The sequence below is a fragment of the Pseudomonas sp. H3_D04 genome, assembly GCF_054669175.1.
The window spans coordinates 5,656,299-5,676,621 of sequence record NZ_CP162801.1 but is presented as its reverse complement, the minus strand read 5'-3'; the positions used below and the strand labels follow the sequence as shown (position 1 = coordinate 5,676,621).

Sequence of the window (20,323 nt, the reverse complement as noted above, 5' to 3'; positions counted from 1 at the left end):
ACCAGCGTCATGCTGTCAGCAGCATAGGCCAACTGGGCACGAGTATGCGGTGCGGCGACGAAATCGTCACCGGGGGGATGGGCACAACGTGACGGCCGCCCCATAAGGGCGGCCGTTTTTCGTGGGATCAGCTGTTGTTGTGATCGACTTTGATGGTCGGGTCACTGCCGGCAATCAACGAGTTCAGGTTGGCGCTGGACCAGTTATTGCCTTCCAGTTTGATCGTCACATCCGGCGTTGCGGCCGCGGCATCGCCTGAGTTGAACTTGCCGCCGGAGCTGACTTGCAGCGACGACACGCCATCCACGGTGCTGATTTTCAGGAAGTTGTCGATGGTGCTGCCGGTTTCGCCTTGCAGCAGATCGCGCAAGTCGATGCGGTCACCTTCGCTGGCCTTGAAGTCCTTGATCACGTCGTTGCCGGTGTCGCCAGCCTTCCAGACGAAGGTGTCGGCACCCGAACCGCCAATCAGGATGTCGTTACCCTGACCGCCCATCAGCGAATCGTTACCCGAGCCGCCGAGCAGAATGTCATTGCCCTTGCCGCCGTCGAGCAGGTCGTTGCCGCCCTGGCCGAAGATAATGTCATTGCCCGAACCGCCCAACAGCGTGTCGTTGCCGTCATGGGCGCCGGACACGTCGAATGCGCTGTAGTGCTCGGTGATGAACTGGTGCACGTTGCTGGTGGTGACTTTGCTGACGTCCACGCCGGTTTCTTTGGCGACGAACGCCTGCATCGCCTGGTAACCCTCGCCGGCGATGCCGTTGAAGCTCACCAGGTCGCCGAACAGGATGTCGTTACCATTGCCGCCATTGACCGTGTCGGCACCCGGCATGGTCGCTTCGGTGTGACCGATGATCGAGTTGGCCAGGTCTTTCGGATCAATGTTGGTTTGCGGCGTCTTGTCCGAGTCGTATGGCTTGAGGTCGCTGAGGGTGACGTCTTTGTTCAGGCCGATGGCTTCAACCGTCGACACCTTGTCCAGCAGCGCGAAACCGTTGGTCGAGTTGTCGATGGCGCTGGAGCCAGTGCTGCTGCCGTTGCCGTCGCGATAGGACAGCTCGTAAGTGCCGTTGCCCTCAGCGCGAATGGTGCCCAGTTCGGAACTGCTCCAGTAACCGCCCCACGAGTTCTTGTACGTCTGCAGTGTGACGGTGCCGGAGTTGTCGATGCTCAGGTAGTGAGTGCTGTCCAGATAACCGGAGTAGGTCTGCCCCAACTTGTAATTGGTGGTGGTGATCACATCATCGAGCTTCACGTTGCCGAACAGGGTCGGGTTGGTCTGCTCACCGCTCTGGTAATAGGTCGGCTTGCCATCGGTGATGAAATACGTGAGGTTTTTGGCCCCGGTGTTGGCCATGGCGTCGGCACTCTGGAACCAGTTCGCCGTGGTTTTGAATACGTCTTCGTAGTTGGTGCCGCCGCCCGACGACATGGAATCCAGCACCGCTTTGAGCAGGATCAGTGCATTCGGATCGTTCAGGTTCACCGAGACAGACTTGTTGACCTGGTTATCGAAGTCCGCAAGGAAGATGTTCACCGTCCCGGAATTACCACCCATGCTCTGCTTGAGGGTGTTGAATACCGACGTCAGCGAGTCCTTGGCGGCGCTGATCGACGAGGCGCTCATGCTGCCCGAACTGTCGACCATAAAGGCGATGTTGTAGTTGGTGCCCGGCACCACGGTCAGCCCGCCGATGTCGGCGACCATGATGTCGTTGCCGTCGGTGCCGGTGATGGTGTCATCGGCCGCCGTGGCTGTAACGGCGTTGTAGACCGCCGGGTAAACCGTGACCGGGATTGTCGCGGTGCTGGCCGCAGAGCCGCCGAGAACTTCGGTGGAGGTCGAGGTCACGGTCAGGTTGAACTGGCCGTTGTAGTACGGCGGCGGGGTCACGGTCAGGGAGCCGAGGTTCCAGCCGGTGACGTTGGCCTCACCCGACGAGGTGCTGGCGGTGAAGGTGTGGCCGGCGCCATCGGTGAGCACGGAGCCCGCCGGGATGCCGCTGATCTTCACGACCAGGCTTTCGGAGCCGTCGGTGTCCGTGAGCGCAGTTTTGATCGCAGACAGGTGAACGCTGGTGCCTTCGGCCGCTTCGTTGAGCTTGTAGCCGTCGTAGTAGCCTTCGCCGTTGGTGCCGTGCAGGTCGGAAACTGTCACGCCGGAAGCGGCCAGATCTGCCACGCCGGTGTACAGCGGCACACCAGCGCTGCTCAGGTCGACCGCCGCGCCGCCGTTGACCGACAGGTTGACGTCATAGCTGCCCGGGCCGCTCTGGTTGTGGTGGTAGATATCCAGGGTGTAGTAGCCGCTGGCGGTCGGGGTGAACGAACCGCTCAGGTTGCCGCCCGCGCCCCAGAGCGCGCTGGCCACGTTTTTGCCGCCAATGGTCACGAGCAGGCTGTCATCGCCGGTGCCGCTGAAGCTGTAAGTCTTGCCGGCTTCAAGGTAGATCAGGCCGGACGTTTTTGATGCGGTGCCAGCGGTCACGCTGCCGTCGGACTGCACGTTGGTCACGGTGGTGCTGCTGTTCGGTTTGCCGGCCGCATCGATTACCGACTTCAGCGTGTTCGACGCCGCGCCGCTGCCATCAGTGCCGAGGCCCGACAGGCCGGTCCAGACTTCCTTGATCAGCCCGGTGGATTTGACACTGTTGTCCGCCACGCTCAAGGACGGCGCGTCAGCCACCGGCGTGATGTCGATCTTGATCGTGCCGATGTTGCCCAACGTCGTGCCGTCAGTAGGCTGGAACTTGATCTGTGCGTAGTCCGCCAGATTGTTGCCGACGCCGGTGCCGCCGTAGCCATTGGCGCCGGACTCGTTGGCATCCGGCAGGAAGCGCACTTTACCCGCGTCGATGTCAGCCTTGGACAGGGTCTGATTGGTCGTCACGTCGGTCCAGGTCGAACCGTTCAGGTACTGCAATTTGCCTTCGCCCGGCAGGCCGGTGATTTTTACGCCGAGGCTGGCGGCCGGACTGTCGACGTCGCTGACGCCGAAGGTCGACCAGCCGAGGATCAGCGGGGTGTCCTCGGTGCCGGTGAGGTTAACCGGCGCGGCGGTTGGCGCATCGTTCACTGCCACGACGTTGACGGTGGTGGTCGCAGTGTTGGAGTAGTTGCTGCCATCGGTCACCGTCACGGTGATGATCCGCGGCACGGTGCTCGGGTCTTCACTGCTGTTGGTGAAACTGATGTTCTTGATCTGCTGCATGTAGTCGGCCAGCGTCGCATTGCCGGACAACGTCAGCGTGACGGTGCCGTCCTTGCTGTTGGCATTGATGGAGATGCCGTTGACGCTGTTGCCCAGGTTCAGCGCGTCGCCCGGTTGACGGTTGGTCAGCACGATGGTCGCGCCGGTCAGCAGGGTGCTGTCCGGGTCGGTGATTTTCAGGTCGGTGTCGCCGATCGATACACCTTGGCCCGTGGTGCCTTCGGTGAAGGTCACGTTGTAGTTGGCCCCGGTGGCGCCGCTGGAGTTGTTGGCGTCCAGGTCGAGCACGGGCGGCGCATCGTTGTCGATGATCGAAGTGCTGATGCTGCCGTTGGACGCGCTGATCGCCAGGTTCTCGAAGTTGCCGCCGGTGGCCGAGTCGATCTTGACCACGAAGTTTTCGGTGCCCTCGGTGATCCTGTTGTCCAAGGTCGCAACATTGAAATTCGCCGTGCTGGCACCCGCCGGAATTTTCACGGTGTACACGCCGGTGAAGTCCGAACCGTCGGCGGCGGTGCCGCTGTAGGTGATCTTCAGGGTGACTTCGGTCTGCGCCGGGCTCGTCAGGCTGACGGTGTAACTGGCGGTCTGGCCCTCAGTCACCGAGGTGCTGCCGGTGATGCTGACTTCGGTCCGGTCGAGGGTGTCGGTGACGTTGGTGACGGCCGCCGCCGGGCTTTTGACCAGGTTCTCGAAATTACCACCGGTGGCGTTGCTGATGGTCGCCTGGACCGTGCCCGCGTCTTTGTAGACGTCGTCGGCCGGCGCCTTGACGGTCACGGAGCCGCTGGTGGCGTTGGCGGCGATGGTGATCACTGCGCCGTTGCTCAATGTCACGGTGACCGGAGTGCCGGCGGCATGGGTCAGGTTCGCTGTGTAGACGATCGAACCGCCTTCAGCGACCGAGTCGGTTGCTGTCAGGCTAAGCGTGGTGGTGTCGGCCGAGTCGGTGACCGAGGTGTCGGCCGACTTGCCATCGACGTCCAGCTTCTCGTAATTGCCGCCCTTGGCGTCGTCGATCTTGACGCTCAGGGAGCCGCCACCGGCCAAGGCATCGTTCGGTGCGATGAAGTTCACACTGGCGCTGCTCGCGCCGACCGGAATGGTGATGGTCTGGTTGTTGGAGAGGGTCACCACTACTGGCGAACCGGTCACTGGTGCAGAGACGGATGCGGTGTAAACCACGGTGCCGCCTTCGGCCACGGACGAAGTCGCGGTCAGGCTGACGGTCGAGGTATCGATCGTGTCGGTGACGTTGGTCACCGCTGCGGCCGGGTCCTTGACCAGGTTTTCGAAGTTGCCGCCAGTGGCATCCTTGATGGTCGCTTCGACTTTGCCGGCGTCTTTGTAAACGTCATCGGCCGGAGCCTTGACGGTCACGGAGCCGCTGGTGGCGCCGGCTGCAATGGTGATCACTGCGCCGTTGCTCAGGGTGACGGTGACCGGCGTGCCAGCCGCGTTGGTCAGGTTCGCGGTGTAGACGATCGAGCCGCCTTCAGCGACCGAATCGGTTGCTGTCAGGCTGAGTGTGGTGGTGTCCGCCGAGTCGGTGACCGAGGTGTCCGCCGACTTGCCATCGACGTCGAGCTTCTCGTAGTTACCGCCCTTGGCGTCGTCGATCTTGACGCTCAGGGAACTGCCGCCGGCCAGGGCATCGTTTGGCGCAACGTAGTTCACGCTGGCGCTGCTCGAGCCGACCGGAATGGTGATGGTCTGGTTGTTGGAGAGGGTCACGACAACCGGGGAACCGGTCACTGGCGCAGTCACGGACGCGGTGTACACCACGGTGCCGCCTTCAGCCACAGTGGACGTCGCGGTCAGGCTGACAGTCGAGGTGTCGACGGTGTCGGTCACATCAGTTACCGCTGCCGCCGGGTCTTTCACCAGGTTTTCAAAGTTGCCGCCAGTGGCGTCCTTGATGGTCGCTTCGACTTTGCCGGCGTCTTTGTAGACGTCATCGGCTGGCGCCTTGACGGTCACGGAGCCGCTGGTGGCGTTGGCGGCGATGGTGATCACGGCGCCGTTGCTCAGGGTGACGGTGACTGGTGTGCCAGCCGCGTTGGTCAGGTTGGCGGTGTAGACGATCGAACCGCCTTCAGCGACCGAATCGGTTGCTGTCAGGCTCAGCGTGGTGGTGTCCGCCGAGTCGGTGACCGAGGTGTCAGCCGACTTGCCATCGACGTCCAGCTTCTCGTAATTGCCGCCCTTCGCATCATCAATCTTGACGCTCAGCGAGCCGCCGCCCGCCAGGGCATCGTTTGGTGCAACAAAATTCACGCTACCCGAACTTGCGCCAACCGGGATGGTGATGGTCTGGTTGTTGGAGAGGGTCACCACTACTGGTGAACCGGTCACTGGCGCGGTGACGGACGCGGTGTAAACCACGGTGCCGCCTTCGGCGACGGAAGAAGTCGCAGTCAGGCTGACGGTCGAGGTGTCGACGGTGTCGGTCACATCAGTTACCGCTGCCGCCGGGTCCTTGACCAGGTTTTCGAAGTTGCCGCCGGTGGCATCCTTGATAGTCGCTTCGACTTTGCCGGCGTCTTTGTAAACGTCATCGGCTGGCGCCTTGACGGTCACGGAGCCGCTGGTGGCGTTGGCGGCGATGGTGATCACCGCGCCGTTCGACAGGTTTACGGTGACTGGTGTGCCTGCCGCGTTGGTCAGGTTCGCGGTGTAGACGATCGAACCGCCCTCAGCGACCGAGTCGGTTGCTGTCAGGCTAAGCGTGGTGGTGTCGGCCGAGTCGGTGACCGAGGTGTCGGCCGACTTGCCGTCGACGTCCAGCTTCTCGTAATTGCCGCCCTTGGCATCATCAATCTTGACGCTCAGCGAGCTGCCACCGGCCAAGGCATCGTTCGGCGCAACGTAGTTCACGCTGGCGCTGCTCGAGCCGACCGGAATGGTGATGGTCTGGCCGTTGGACAAGCTCACGACGACCGGCGAACCGGTCACTGGCGCAGTCACGGACGCGGTGTACACCACGGTGCCGCCTTCGGCCACGGACGAAGTCGCGGTCAGGCTGACGGTCGAGGTATCGACGGTGTCGGTCACATCGGTGACCGCTGCCGCTGGGTCTTTAACCAAGTTCTCAAAGTTGCCGCCAGTGGCGTCCTTGATGGTCGCTTCGACTTTACCAGCGTCTTTGTAGACGTCATCGGCCGGCGCCTTGACGGTCACGGAGCCGCTGGTGGCTCCGGCGGCGATGGTGATCACGGCGCCGTTGCTCAGGTTCACGGTGACCGGCGTGCCAGCCGCGTTGGTCAGGTTGGCGGTGTAGACGATCGAACCGCCTTCAGCGACCGAATCAGTAGCGCTCAAGCTCAACGTCGTGGCGTCCGCGCTGTCGGTCACTTTGGTGACGACGGCGGAGCGGTCGGTGTCGAGTTTTTCGAAGTTGCCGCCCGTGCTCTCTGCAATCGCTGCCCGAACAGGCGAGGCGCCGGTGTAGACGTCATTTGGCACGGTGTACGGCGCCGAACCGCTGGACTCGCCGGCCTTGATGTTGATCACCAGACCGTTATTCAGGGTCACGGTCATGGCCGTGTCGGCAGGATGGCTCAACGTGGCGGTGTAGTTGATCTGACCACCTTCGCCGACGGTGCTCACATCGGCACTGAGCTTGAGCGTGGTGGTATCCACGGTGTCGTTGACGGTGGTGGTGTGCGTGGTTTTGCTGACGTCGAGTTTTTCGAAATTGCCGCCGTCGGTGCTGGCGATGCCAACGGTGATTTTGCTGCCGTCCTTGTAGACGTCATCGCTCGGCGCCGGAACGGTGATGAGGCCCGACTTGTCGCCGGCCTTGATCAAGACGCTCTCGCCGTTGCTCAGTTTGACCGTCATGTCGGTGCCGGCGGCATTGCTGAGGTTGACGGTGTACGTAATGGTGCCGCCCTCGACCACGTAGTCGCTGGCGGTCATGGTCACTTTGGTGGTGTCCAGGGTGTCACTGATGGCGGTCGAGGTCGGGGTCTTGTCGGCGACCAGGCTCTCGTAATTGCCCCCCGTCACATCCTTGATGGCGTTGGTCAGCGGCTCGTGGCCGACCAAGGCATCGTTCGGCGCTTTGACGGTGATCGAGGCGTTACTTTCGCCGACCGCAATGGTGATTTTTTCGCCATTGGACAAGGTCACGACGACCGGCGAACCGGTGACCGGCGCGGTGACGGAAGCGGTGTAGACCACGTTGCCGCCTTCGGCGACAGAGGAAGTTGCGGTCAGGCTGACGGTCGACGTATTGATCGTGTCAGTGACTTCAGTAACCGCCGCTCCCGGGCTGGTGACCAGGTTTTCGAAGTTGCCGCCAGTCGCGTCTTTGATGGTCGCTTCGACTTTTCCGGCATCTTTGTAGACGTCATCGGCTGGTGCCTTGACCGTCACGGAGCCGACCGTCGCGCCGGCCGCGATGGTGATCACGGCACCGTTCGACAGGTTCACAGTGACCGGGGTGCCGGCAGCATTGGTCAACGTCGCGGTATAGACAATCGAACCGCCTTCCGCGACCGAGTCGGTAGCGCTCAGGCTGACGGTGGTGGTGTCTGCGGAATCAGTAATCGAGGTGTCTGCCGACTTGCCGTCGATGTCCAGCTTCTCGTAGTTGCCACCCTTCGCGTCGTCGATTTTCACGCTCAGAGAACCACCGCCCGCCAATGCGTCGTTTGGCGTTATGAAGTCCACACTGGCGCTGCTCGAGCCGACCGGAATGGTGATGGTCTGGCCGTTGGACAAGGTCACGACAACCGGCGAGCCGGTCACCGGAGCGGTAACGGACGCGGTGTAAACCACGGTCCCGCCTTCCGCCACGCTGCTGTTGGCCGTCAAGCTGACGGTCGAGGTATCGAGGGTGTCGGTAACGTCAGTCACTGCCGGAACAGTGCTTGGCACCAGGTTCTCGAAGTTGCCACCAGTCGCGTCTTTGATGGTCGCTTCGACTTTCCCGGCGTCTTTGTAGACGTCATCGGCTGGTGCCTTGACCGTCACGGAGCCGACCGTCGCGCCGGCCGCGATGGTGATCACCGCACCGTTGCTCAGGTTCACGGTGACCGGGGTACCGGCAGCATGGGTCAACGTCGCGGTGTAGACGATCGAACCGCCCTCAGCCACCGAATCCGAAGCGCTCAGGCTCAGGGTGGTGGTGTCTTTGACGTCGGTCACCGAAGTCACCGCCGGGGTTTGATTCGCCACCAGGTTTTCGTAGTTGCCGCCGGTGGTGCCATCGATTTTCACGCTCAGAGAACCGCCGCCAGCCAAGGCGTCGTTCGGTGCAACAAAATTCACGCTACCCGAACTCGCGCCGACCGGAATGGTGATGAACTGGCCGTTGGACAACGCCACTACCACCGGCGAACCGGTCACTGGCGCATTGACCGACGCGGTGTAAACCACGGTGCCGCCTTCGACCGTGCTGGCCGTGGCGGTCAGGGAGACGGTGCTGTTGTTGATGGTGTCGGTTACGTCGGTGACTGCTGGCGTCTTGTCGGCCACCAGGTTTTCGAAGTTGCCACCGGTGGTCTTGGTGATGCTGGCGTCGACTTTTCCAGCGTCTTTGTAGACGTCATCCTTGGGGGCGGCGAAGTTCACCGAACCGCTGGTGGCGCCCTTGGCGATGTTGATGACTGCGCCGTTGCTCAACGTCACGGTCATTGCAGTGCCAGCGGCATTGGTCAGGGTCGCGGTGTAGACGATCGAACCACCCTCGGCGACCGTACCGGTGGCGCTCAGGCTCAGGCCGGTGGTGTCGGTCGAATCGGTGACGGTGGTGACCGCTGGCGAAGAGCTGGTGACGACTTTTTCGAAGTTGCCGCCGTTGTGGCTGGCAATCGTTGCCTGGACTTTGCCGCCGTCGATGTACGGCGTATTGGCCGGTGCGGCGAAGTTCACCGACCCGGTGGTGGCGCCGGCGGCGATGTTGATCACTGCGCCGTTGCTCAACTTCACGGTCATCGCCGTGTCCGTCGGGTTGCTCAGGGAGGCGGTGTAGGTGATCTGGCCACCTTCGCTCACGGTGTGGCTGGCCGACAGGGACAGGGACGTCGTGTCCACCGTGTCTTTGACGGTGGTGCTCACTGACGTCTTGCTGACGTCGAGTTTTTCGAAGTTGCCACCGCTGGCGTCCGTCATCTTGACGGTGAGCTTGCCGGCATCCTTGTAGACGTCGTCGCTCGGCGCCGCGATGGTGACCGAACCGCTGGTCTTGCCGGCTGCGATGGTGATGGTCTCGCCGTTGCTCAGCTTGACGGTCACCGGGGTTTGCGCGGCGTTGGTCAGGGTCGCGGTGTACGTGATGTGCGAACCTTCGAGCGCAGACTTGTCAGCGCTGAGGGTCAGTTGTGTGGTGTTAGTGGTGTCGGCGACGTTGGTCACGGCCGGATTCGGGCTGGTGACCAGGTTCTCAAAGTTGCCGCCAGCGGCGTCCTTGATGGTGACTTCGAGTTTGCCAGCGTCTTTGTAGACGTCGTCTTTCGGCGCGTCGACGGTCACGGTGCCAGTGGTTTTACCAGCCGCAATGGTGATCACGGCACCGTTGCTCAGGGTCACGGTGACCGGAGTGCCGGCCGGATTAGTCAGGCTCGCGGTGTAAACGATCGACCCCCCCTCGTTGACGTTGCCGGTGGCAGTCAGCGACAGGGTGGTGGTGTCGACGGTGTCGGTCACGCTGGTGCTGACCGGGGTTTTATCGGCGACCAGGTTTTCGTAGTTGCCGCCACTGACGTTGGTGATCGAATTACTCACCGGCGCGTGGCCGCTCAGCACATCATTCGAGACCACGGCGTTGACGGTGCCGCTGCTGGCGCCGACCGCTATGGTGATGGTCTGACCGTTGGCCAGCGTCACGATCACAGGCGAGCCGGTGACAGGTGCGCCGACCGAGGCGGTGTACACCACGGTGCCGCCTTCAGCCACGGCGCTCGTTGCGGTCAGCGTGACGGTCGACGTGTCGAGGGTGTCGGTGACGCTGGTCACCGCTGCGGCCAGGTCCTTGACCAGGTTTTCGAAGTTGCCGCCAGTGGCATCCTTGATGGTCGCTTCGACTTTGCCGGCGTCTTTGTAAACGTCATCGGCCGGAGCCTTGACGGTCACGGAGCCGCTGGTGGCGCCGGCTGCAATGGTGATCACTGCGCCGTTGCTCAGGGTGACGGTGACTGGTGTGCCAGCCGCGTTGGTCAGGTTGGCGGTGTAGACGATCGAACCGCCTTCAGCGACCGAATCGGTTGCTGTCAGGCTCAGCGTGGTGGTGTCCGCCGAGTCGGTGACCGAGGTGTCGGCCGACTTGCCGTCGACGTCCAGCTTCTCGTAGTTACCGCCCTTGGCGTCGTCGATTTTGACGCTCAGCGAGCCGCCGCCGGCGAGGGCATCGTTCGGCGCAACGTAGTTCACGCTGGCGCTGCTCGAACCGACCGGAATGGTGATGGTCTGGCCGTTGGACAAGCTCACGACAACTGGCGAGCCGGTCACTGGCGCGGTGACGGACGCGGTGTACACCACGGTGCCGCCTTCGGCGACGGAAGAAGTCGCAGTGAGGCTGACGGTCGAGGTGTCGACGGTGTCGGTCACATCGGTGACCGCTGCCGCTGGGTTTTTCACCAGGTTCTCAAAGTTGCCGCCAGTGGCGTCCTTGATGGTGACTTCGACCTTGCCGGCGTCTTTGTAGACGTCATCGGCCGGTGCCTTGACGGTCACGGAGCCGCTGGTGGCGCCAGCGGCGATGGTGATCACCGCGCCGTTCGACAGGTTTACGATGACTGGTGTGCCAGCCGCGTTGGTCAGGTTCGCGGTGTAGACGATCGAACCGCCTTCAGCGACTGAATCGGTTGCTGTCAGGCTCAGCGTGGTGGTGTCCGCCGAGTCGGTGACCGAGGTGTCCGCCGACTTGCCATCGACGTCCAGCTTCTCGTAATTGCCGCCCTTCGCATCATCAATCTTGACGCTCAGCGAGCTGCCGCCCGCCAGGGCATCGTTTGGCGCAACGTAGTTCACGCTGGCGCTGCTCGAGCCGACCGGAATGGTGATGGTCTGGCCGTTGGACAAGCTCACGACAACCGGCGAACCGGTCACTGGCGCGGTGACGGACGCGGTGTAAACCACGGTGCCGCCTTCGGCCACGGACGAAGTCGCAGTGAGGCTGACGGTCGAGGTGTCGACAGTGTCGGTGACGCTGGTCACCGCTGCGGCCGGGTCCTTGACCAGGTTTTCGAAGTTGCCGCCAGTGGCGTCCTTGATGGTTGCTTCGACTTTGCCCGCGTCTTTGTAGACGTCATCGGCCGGCGCCTTGACGGTCACGGAGCCGCTGGTGGCACCGGCGGCGATGGTGATCACCGCGCCGTTCGACAGGTTTACGGTGACTGGTGTGCCAGCCGCGTTGGTCAGGTTGGCGGTGTATACGATCGAACCGCCTTCAGCGACCGAATCGGTTGCTGTCAGGCTCAGAGTGGTGGTGTCCGCCGAGTCGGTGACCGAGGTGTCGGCCGACTTGCCATCGACGTTGAGCTTCTCGTAGTTACCGCCCTTGGCGTCGTCGATTTTGACGCTCAGCGAGTTGCCGCCCGCCAGGGCATCGTTTGGTGCAACAAAATTCACGCTACCCGAACTTGCGCCAACCGGGATGGTGATGGTCTGGCCGTTGGACAAGCTCACGACAACTGGCGAGCCGGTCACTGGCGCAGTCACGGACGCGGTGTACACCACGGTGCCGCCTTCGGCCACGGACGAAGTCGCAGTGAGGCTGACGGTCGAGGTATCGACGGTGTCGGTGACGCTGGTCACCGCTGCGGCCGGGTCCTTGACCAGGTTTTCGAAGTTACCGCCAGTAGCGTCCTTGATGGTTGCTTCGACTTTGCCCGCGTCTTTGTAAACGTCATCGGCTGGCGCCTTGACGGTCACGGAGCCGCTGGTGGCGCCGGCTGCAATGGTGATCACCGCGCCGTTCGAAAGGGTGACGGTGACCGGCGTGCCGGCCGCGTTGGTCAGGTTCGCGGTGTAGACGATCGAACCGCCTTCAGCGACCGAATCGGTTGCTGTCAGGCTCAGAGTGGTGGTGTCCGCCGAGTCGGTGACCGAGGTGTCAGCCGACTTGCCGTCGACGTCCAGCTTCTCGTAATTGCCGCCCTTGGCATCATCAATCTTGACGCTCAGCGAGCTGCCGCCCGCCAAGGCATCGTTTGGTGCAACAAAATTCACGCTACCCGAACTTGCGCCAACCGGGATGGTGATGGTCTGGCCGTTGGACAAGTTCACGACAACTGGCGAGCCGGTCACTGGCGCGGTGACGGATGCGGTGTAAACCACGGTGCCGCCTTCAGCCACGGACGAAGTCGCGGTCAGGCTGACGGTCGAGGTATCGAGGGTATCGGTAATGTCAGTGACTGCCGGAACAGTGCTCGGCACCAGGTTTTCGAAGTTGCCGCCAGTGGCGTCCTTGATGGTCGCTTCGACTTTACCGGCGTCTTTGTAAACGTCATCTGCAGGCGCCGGGACGCTCACGCTGCCAGTGGTGGCACCCGCCGCGATGGTGATCACCGCGCCGTTCGAAAGGGTGACGGTGACCGGCGTGCCAGCCGCATTGGTCAGGGTCGCGGTGTACAGAATCTGACCACCCTCAGCCACTTCGGTGGACGCCGACAGGCTCAGGCCGGTGTCGTCCTTCGAGTCGGTAATGGCGGTCAGCGCCGGCTCGGTGCTCGGAGTCAGTTGCTCGAAATTGCCGCCGGTGGTCCCGGTGATGGTGGTGCTGACGGTGCTGCCGTTGTTGTAAACGTCATTGTCCGCGGTATCGACGGTCACGCTGCCGGTGGTCTTGCCCGCTTCGATGGTGATGACCGAGCCATTGCTCAAGGTCACGGTCATCGGCGTGCCGGCCGGGTTGGTCAGGGTCGCGGTGTAAGTGATCTGGCCGCCTTCGACCACGGTGCCGGTGGCGGTGAGGCTCAGGCCGGTGTTGTCGACCGAGTCAGTAATGGTGGTGACCGCTGGCGTGGTGCTCGGAGTCAGTTGTTCGAAATTGCCGCCGGTGGTCCCGGTGATGGTGGTGCTGACGGTGCTGCCGTTGTTGTAAACGTCATTGTCCGCGGTATCGACGGTCACGCTGCCGGTGGTCTTGCCCGCTTCGATGGAGATGACCGAGCCATTGCTCAAGGTCACAGTCATCGGCGTGCCGGCCGGGTTGGTCAGGGTTGCGGTGTAAGTGATCTGGCCGCCTTCGACCACGGTGCCGGTGGCGGTGAGGCTCAGGCCGGTGTTGTCGACCGAGTCGGTAACGGTGGTGACCGCAGGTGTAGTACTCGGCACCAGGTTTTCGAAGTTGCCGCCGGTAGCGCCAGTGATCGTGGCGCTGACGGTGCTGCCGTTCTGATAAACGTCATTGGCCGCAGTGTCGACGTTCACGGTGCCGGTGGTTTTGCCGGCTTCGATGGTGATGGTCGAGCCGTTGGACAGGGTGACAGTCACCGGCGTTTGAGCCGGGTTGTTCAGTGTGGCGGTGTAGGTGATCTGGCCGCCTTCGGTGACCGTCGAACCCGCCGTCAGTGTGAGGGTGGTGGTGTCCGGCGAGTCGGTAATGGTGGTCACGGCCGGAGCCGGGTTTGGCACCAGGTTCTCAAAATTGCCGCCGGTGGCGCCGGTAATCGTGGTGGTGACCGTGCTGCCGTTGTTGTAGACGTCGTTGGCTGGAGTCGACACGTCGACGGTGCCAGTGGTTTTACCCGCATCGATGGTGATCGTCGACCCGTTGGACAGGGTGATGGTGACCGGTGTCTGCGCCGGGTTGGTCAATGTCGCGGTGTAAGTGATCTGGCCGCCTTCGGTGACGCTGGCGCCAGCGGTCAAGGTGACCGTTGTGGTGTCGACGGTGTCGGTGACCTGGGTCACGGCCGGTGTCGTCGGCGGGGTGACGGTGATGCCGTTGCCACCCGTGGTGCCGGTGACGGTCACGCTGATCTGGGTCGAGTCGTTATAAACAGTGTCGTTCGGCGCGAGCGGGACGTTGACGGTACCGGTCAACTGGCCGGCCTGAATCACGATCACGGAGCCATTGGACAGGGTGATGGTCAGGTCGGTCAGCGGCGCCTGGGTCAGGGTCGCGGTGTAAACCAGTACGCCACCGGCCTCGGTGATGCTCGGCGTGGCGCTCAGGCTCAAGGTCGATTCGCGCTGTACGTTGGCGCTAGTGTCAGCCGTCTGGCCACCGGTGGTGAGTTGTGCCGCCTGCGCCGCAGTGCTGAGGCCCGCGGTCGGGAAACCAATGGTCGGGTCTACCCGGCCAGCGGTTGCATCCAGCATCACGAAGCTGTGACCGCCACCCGCCGCACCGCCCGTGCCCGCAGCGGTAGGGCCGGCTGCGGTGGCTTCGAGTTCAGTGGTCGGGTCGGCACCGGCAACGATGGCTTGTTGCAGTTCTTCAACCGATGGCGCGGCTTGTGCAGTGGCTTCTGACAGGTCAGTGCTGGAATCCGGGTCGCTGGCGCTCCACTGAGTGTCGCGGCCCAGGTCCAGGGTGCGGCCGTCAGCCAGTTCCAGCGTAACGGCGCCCGCCGCGCCCGTGTCTACCTGATCGCCGACAAACAATCGGTCGCCTTCAACGAGTACTCGGCGAATGCCCTCTGGGGACACCGCGAAAACCTGACCGACAATGCTTTTGACGATGGCAACAACACTGCTCATTGAAGACTCTCCGGGTGTCACGTTCAGTTGACTTCCATGGACCTGATGGCGCTTTCGCCAACTCAGTCTGGACGTACTTTCAAGGTATTCGAGGCACAACTTTGACGCGGTTAGCCGTCAACAAATTGGCTATACTTTTTCGCTATAAACTATATGCCAAACTATTGACCTTAGTGCTGTCATCCTAAACACTCGTCCCAGTAATGTCACATTGATATTTAGGTAACTACCCGCCCCGCAGAGTGCGATTCAGTTCCAAATTCAAACTTTCCGACACACGGTCATTCCGATGGTCATCATCCGATGCAGCGGTACGTTCTGCAGTGATTCAAGACAAGTAATTCCGGGAAATTCCAACATGCGTTTGCACCTGTTCAAGGCTCTACCCTTCGCTCTAGCCGCCAGTTTTGTTCAGGCGCAGTCACTTCCGGAGGCCATGCAACAGGCGTTGGATGTCCATCCGGAAATCCAGGCAGGTGTTAATAGTCGATTGGCCGCGGATTATCAGTTAAAGGCGGCAAAAGGTGGATACCTTCCCCGGGTCGATCTGCTGGGCGGTTATGGTCGCGAAGGCACTGACAGCGTCACCACCCGCGCGGCCGGCAGTGACAATCACTGGGAAACCCTGAACCGCAGCGAGTCAAGTTTGCGTCTGTCGCAAATGGTTTTTGACGGTTTTGCGACGTCCAGTGAAGTGGGGCGTCAACAAGCCACCGTTAATTCCCGTGCTTATTCCTTGTTGGGCACGTCCGAACGTACCGCGCTGACCGTGGCTCAGGTTTATCTGGATGTACTGACCCGCCGCGAGTTCGTGCGCCTGGCCACAGACAACCTGAAGAGCCACGAACGTATTTTTGACCAGATCAAGTTGCGCACCCAGCGCGGCGTCGGCAGCGGTGCCGACCTCGACCAGGCCGAAGCGCGTATGGCCCAGGCCCGCAACAACCTGATCACCGAACAGACCAACCTGGCGGACGCCGAGACCAACTTCCTCAGTGCCGTGGGCCAGATGCCGGATCAACTGGAGCGTCCTGCCGATTTCCTCGCGCTGTTGCCGGCCAACCTGAATGAAGCCCGGGCGCAGATGCTGGAAAACAGCCCGATCCTGCGTTCGGCCGAGTCCGACATCGCTGCGGCCGAGAAACAGTACGATGCCGCCAAATCGTCCTTTTACCCGCGCTTCGATGCCGAACTGGGTCGCTCCGCCGACAACGATCTCGACGGTCAGAATGGTCACAGCAACGAATGGCAGGCGATGTTGCGCATGCGCTTCAATCTGTATGCCGGCGGCAGTAACAAGGCGGATCTGGAATCCAAGTCCTACCTGTCCAACCAGGCCCTGGATATCCGCAACAACGCCCTGCGCGTATTGAATGAAGAACTGGGCCTGGCCTGGAATGCCTTGAACAACGCCAACGCCCAGGTGCCGATCGCCCAGCAATATGTCGATCACAGCACCAGCGTACGCACCGCGTACCAGAAGCAGTTCAGCCTGGGCGAGCGCACCCTGCTCGACCTGCTCGACAGTGAAAACGAACTGTTCACCGCTTCCCGTCGCCTGGCCGAGATCAAGAACATTCAGTTATTTACTCAATACCGAATCAAGGCGACCATGGGCGAGTTGCTCAAGAGCCAGGGAGTGGTCGCACCGTTGGCATCCGTTGTGCAGAACGACGTGAAGCCCAGGGTCCAGCTACCCGGGATGAATTGAGTCTTCCCTTTTTACTGTTAGCCAAGAGTGCCGAGCGTGGAATCAGAAGTCAGTCGAGTTCAACTCATTCATGATCCACGCGCGCTGCACGACGATCCGTTACTGGATGGTCTGCTAGCCCTTTGCACCCTGCATCAGAAACCGGCCAGCGCCGCGATGCTGACCACCGGCCTGCCGTTGCCCAAGCAGCGTCTGAGCGTTGAGTTGTTGCCCCGCGCCGCCGCTCGCGCCGGTCTGCAAGGGCGGGTGCTGGTGCGCAAGCTGGAGCAGATTCCGGCGATTGCGATGCCGGCGCTGCTGCTGCTCAAGGATGGCCGCAGCGCCGTCCTGCTCGGCTGGCACGGTGAAGACCAGGCCCGCCTGCTGATCAGCGAAAGCGACGGTGGCGAAAGCCTCGTCAGCCGCGAACTGCTGGCCGACGACTACATCGGCAAAGTGTTCTTCGCCCAACCCCAGCACAAATTCGACGTCAATCACGGCACGCTGATCCCGCGCGCGCGCTCGTGGTTCCGCGACACCCTCAAGCGTTCGCGCTGGCTGTACGCCGACGCCATCGCCGCCAGTTTCCTGATCAACATCATCGCCATGGCCGCGCCGCTGTTTGTGATGAATGTCTACGACCGCGTGGTGCCGAACCAGGCGGAATCGACGCTGTGGGTGCTGGCCATCGGCATCACCGGGGCGTATCTGTTCGACCTGATCCTCAAGAGCCTGCGCAGCCTGTGCCTGGACCTGGCCGGGAAGAAAACTGACCTGATCATTTCGGCGACGTTGTTCGAACGCATTGTCGGCATGGCCATGAAGTACCGCCCGGCCCGGGTCGGTAGCTTCGCGCAGAACATCCATGAGTTTCAGAGCCTGCGCGACTTCCTCGCCTCGCTGACCCTGACCAGCCTCATCGATCTACCGTTTACGCTGCTGATCTTCATGGTCATCGCCATTCTCGGCGGGCACCTGGTGTGGATTCCGGTGCTGGCATTCCCGATTGCCCTGCTGATCGGCTATGCGCTGCAAAAGCCGCTGGTGGCGACCATGGAACGAACCATGGCCTTGGGCGCCGAGCGTCAGTCGAGCCTGATCGAAACCCTCGCCGGCCTCGATGCGGTGAAGGTCAACAACGCCGAAAGCGAACGCCAGTATCAGTGGGAACAGACCATCGGCACGCTCAGCCGCCTCGAACTTCGGGTGAAAATGCTCTCCGGCCTGGCGATGAACATCACCTTGCTGATCCAGCAATTGGCCGGGGTGATCATGATCGTCTTCGGCGTGTACCAGATCATTGCCGGCAATTTGAGCATGGGCGGTCTGATTGCCTGCTACATGCTCAGTGGCCGCGCGCTCAGCCCGCTGGCTTCGTTGTCCGGCCTGCTGACACGCTACCAGCAAGCGCGGGTGACCATGGTCTCGGTGGACCAGATGATGGAGTTGCCGCAAGAACGCAACTTCGAAGAGCGCCCGCTGAGCCGCAAGGTACTGCAAGGCGCCATCGAATGCCGGCAGATGAACTTCACCTACCCGAATCAACAGAACGCGGCGCTGAAAAACATCAACCTGATCATCAAGCCGGGCGAGAAGATCGGCATCATCGGTCGTAGCGGCTCGGGCAAAAGCTCCTTGGCCAAACTGCTGGTGGGGCTCTATCAGCCGGACGACGGCGCGCTGTTGGTGGACGGTGTCGACATTCGTCAGATCGACGTCAGCGAATTGCGCCACAACATCGGCTACGTCGCGCAGGACATCCAGCTGCTGGCCGGCACCCTGCGCGACAACCTGGTCTCGGGCGCGGGCTATGTAGAAGACGAAATGGTCCTGCAAGCCGCCGAGCTGGCCGGCGTGCATGAGTTTGCCCGCCTGCACCCGCAAGGCTATGAGCTGCAAGTCGGCGAACGCGGGCAGAACCTGTCCGGCGGTCAGCGCCAGAACGTGGCCCTGGCCCGTGCGCTGCTGCTCAACCCGCCGATCCTGCTGCTCGACGAACCGACCAGCGCCATGGACAACACTGGCGAAGAACGCCTCAAGCAACGCCTCGCGGCGGTGGTTGAAAACAAGACCGTGGTGCTCGTGACGCACCGGGCTTCATTGTTGTCGCTGGTGGATCGCCTGATCGTCATCGACCGCGGACAAATACTCGCCGATGGCCCGAAAGCCGCCGTGATGGAAGCGTTGAAGAAGGGGCAGATCAGTGTTGCTTAAGTCGGGTTTCAAGGATTCGATCCGCCGTTACTTCAAAGGCTCCGAGTCGCTGCATGGCCAGCCACTTCCCGAGGTCAATAAAGCCCTTATCGAAGACGCCCCGCGTGTGGTGCGGCTGACGATCTGGGCGATCATCGGCTTTTTCATATTCCTGATGCTCTGGGCCAATTACGCGGTGATCGACGAAGTCACCAAGGGCGACGGCAAGGCGATTCCGTCGTCGAAGATCCAGAAAATCCAGAACCTTGAGGGCGGTATCGTCTCCGAGTTATTCGTCACCGAAGGGCAGATTGTCGATGCCGGTGCGCCGCTGATTCGTCTGGACGACACGCGGTTTGCCTCCAACGTGGGCGAGACCGAAGCCGATCGGCTGTCGATGCTGCTGCGCGTGGAGCGCTTGAGCGCCGAGGTCGATGACCGCCCGCTGAACTTCCCCGCCGATGTGCTCAAGGCTGTTCCCGGTCAGGCCGCCAGCGAAGAGTCGCTGTACATCAGTCGTCGTCAGCAACTGCACGATGAGATCGGTGGTTTGCAGGAGCAGTTGATCCAGCGCCAGCAAGAGCTGCGCGAATTCACCTCCAAGCAGGCGCAATACCGCAATGGATTGTCATTGCAGCGCCAGGAAATCAACATGTCCGAGCCGCTGGTGGCTCAGGGCGCGGTGTCGCCGGTCGAGGTTTTACGGCTCAAGCGGGCTGAGGTCGAAACCCGTGGGCAACTGGACGCCACAACGCTCGCAATCCCGCGCGCCGAATCGGCAATCAAGGAAGTGCAGCGCAAGATCGACGAGACGCGCGGCAAGTTCCGCAGCGAAGCCCTGACCCAACTCAACGAGGCCCGCACCGACCTGAACAAGGCCCAGGCCACCGGCAAGGCACTGGAAGACCGGGTCAGCCGGACGCTGGTCACTTCGCCGGTGCGCGGCATCGTCAACAAGTTGCTGGTAAACACCATTGGCGGCGTGATCCAGCCGGGCAGCGATCTGGTGGAAATCGTACCGCTGGACGACACCTTGCTGGTGGAAGCGAAGATTCGCCCGCAGGACATTGCGTTCCTGCACCCGGGCCAGGAAGCGACGGTGAAGTTCACGGCGTATGACTACACCATTTACGGTGGGCTGAAGGCCAGGCTTGAGCAGATCGGTGCCGACACCATCACCGATGAAGACAAGAAGACGACGTACTACATCATCAAACTGCGCACGGATCGCAGTCACCTGGGGACAGATGAAAAGCCGTTGCTGATCATCCCGGGGATGGTGGCTTCGGTGGATATCATTACTGGCAAGAAGACAGTTCTCAGCTATTTGCTCAAGCCGATTATCCGGGCCCGCGCCGAAGCGCTGCACGAGCGGTAGTTCTCGGTTGGGGCTGATGGCCTCTTCGCGGGCAAGCCTCGCTCCTACAGGGATTTGTGAACGCGCTATCCCATGTAGGAGCGAGGCTTGCCCGCGAAGGCGGTCTCAAAAACGCCGCAAGTCAAAAGCCATATCGTTATTCATTAACGGTATTCAAATTTCAATTCTTGGTGAAGAGCCTGGTGTTTGACAC

At 61.8% G+C, this 20,323-nt stretch carries 4 protein-coding genes; 3 read left to right on the top strand and 1 reads right to left on the bottom strand.

The features are described from left to right. Positions 1–127: 127 nt before the first annotated feature. On the bottom strand, positions 128–14,869 hold the full coding sequence (locus AB4N91_RS26040) for a retention module-containing protein (RefSeq protein WP_460111893.1): 14,742 nt from the start codon (positions 14,867–14,869) through the stop codon (positions 128–130). A 358-nt stretch (positions 14,870–15,227) separates the two neighbouring features. Here AB4N91_RS26040 and AB4N91_RS26035 point away from each other — a divergent pair, with 358 nt between their 5' ends. Genes AB4N91_RS26035 through AB4N91_RS26025 form a run of 3 tightly spaced genes read left to right on the top strand, consistent with a single transcriptional unit; the run spans position 15,228 to position 20,130 of the window. Then, a complete protein-coding gene (locus tag AB4N91_RS26035; RefSeq protein WP_010464927.1) occupies positions 15,228–16,580 on the top strand; it encodes a TolC family outer membrane protein in 1,353 nt (450 codons plus the stop codon). 36 nt (positions 16,581–16,616) lie between these two features. Then, entirely contained in the window at positions 16,617–18,773 is a 2,157-nt protein-coding gene (locus AB4N91_RS26030) for a type I secretion system permease/ATPase (protein WP_460111892.1), read from the top strand. Continuing rightward, positions 18,763–20,130, top strand: a complete 1,368-nt coding sequence (locus AB4N91_RS26025; protein WP_010464925.1) for an HlyD family type I secretion periplasmic adaptor subunit — start codon at positions 18,763–18,765, stop codon at positions 20,128–20,130. The genes AB4N91_RS26030 and AB4N91_RS26025 overlap by 11 nt, the downstream gene beginning before the upstream one ends. Positions 20,131–20,323: the final 193 nt, after the last annotated feature.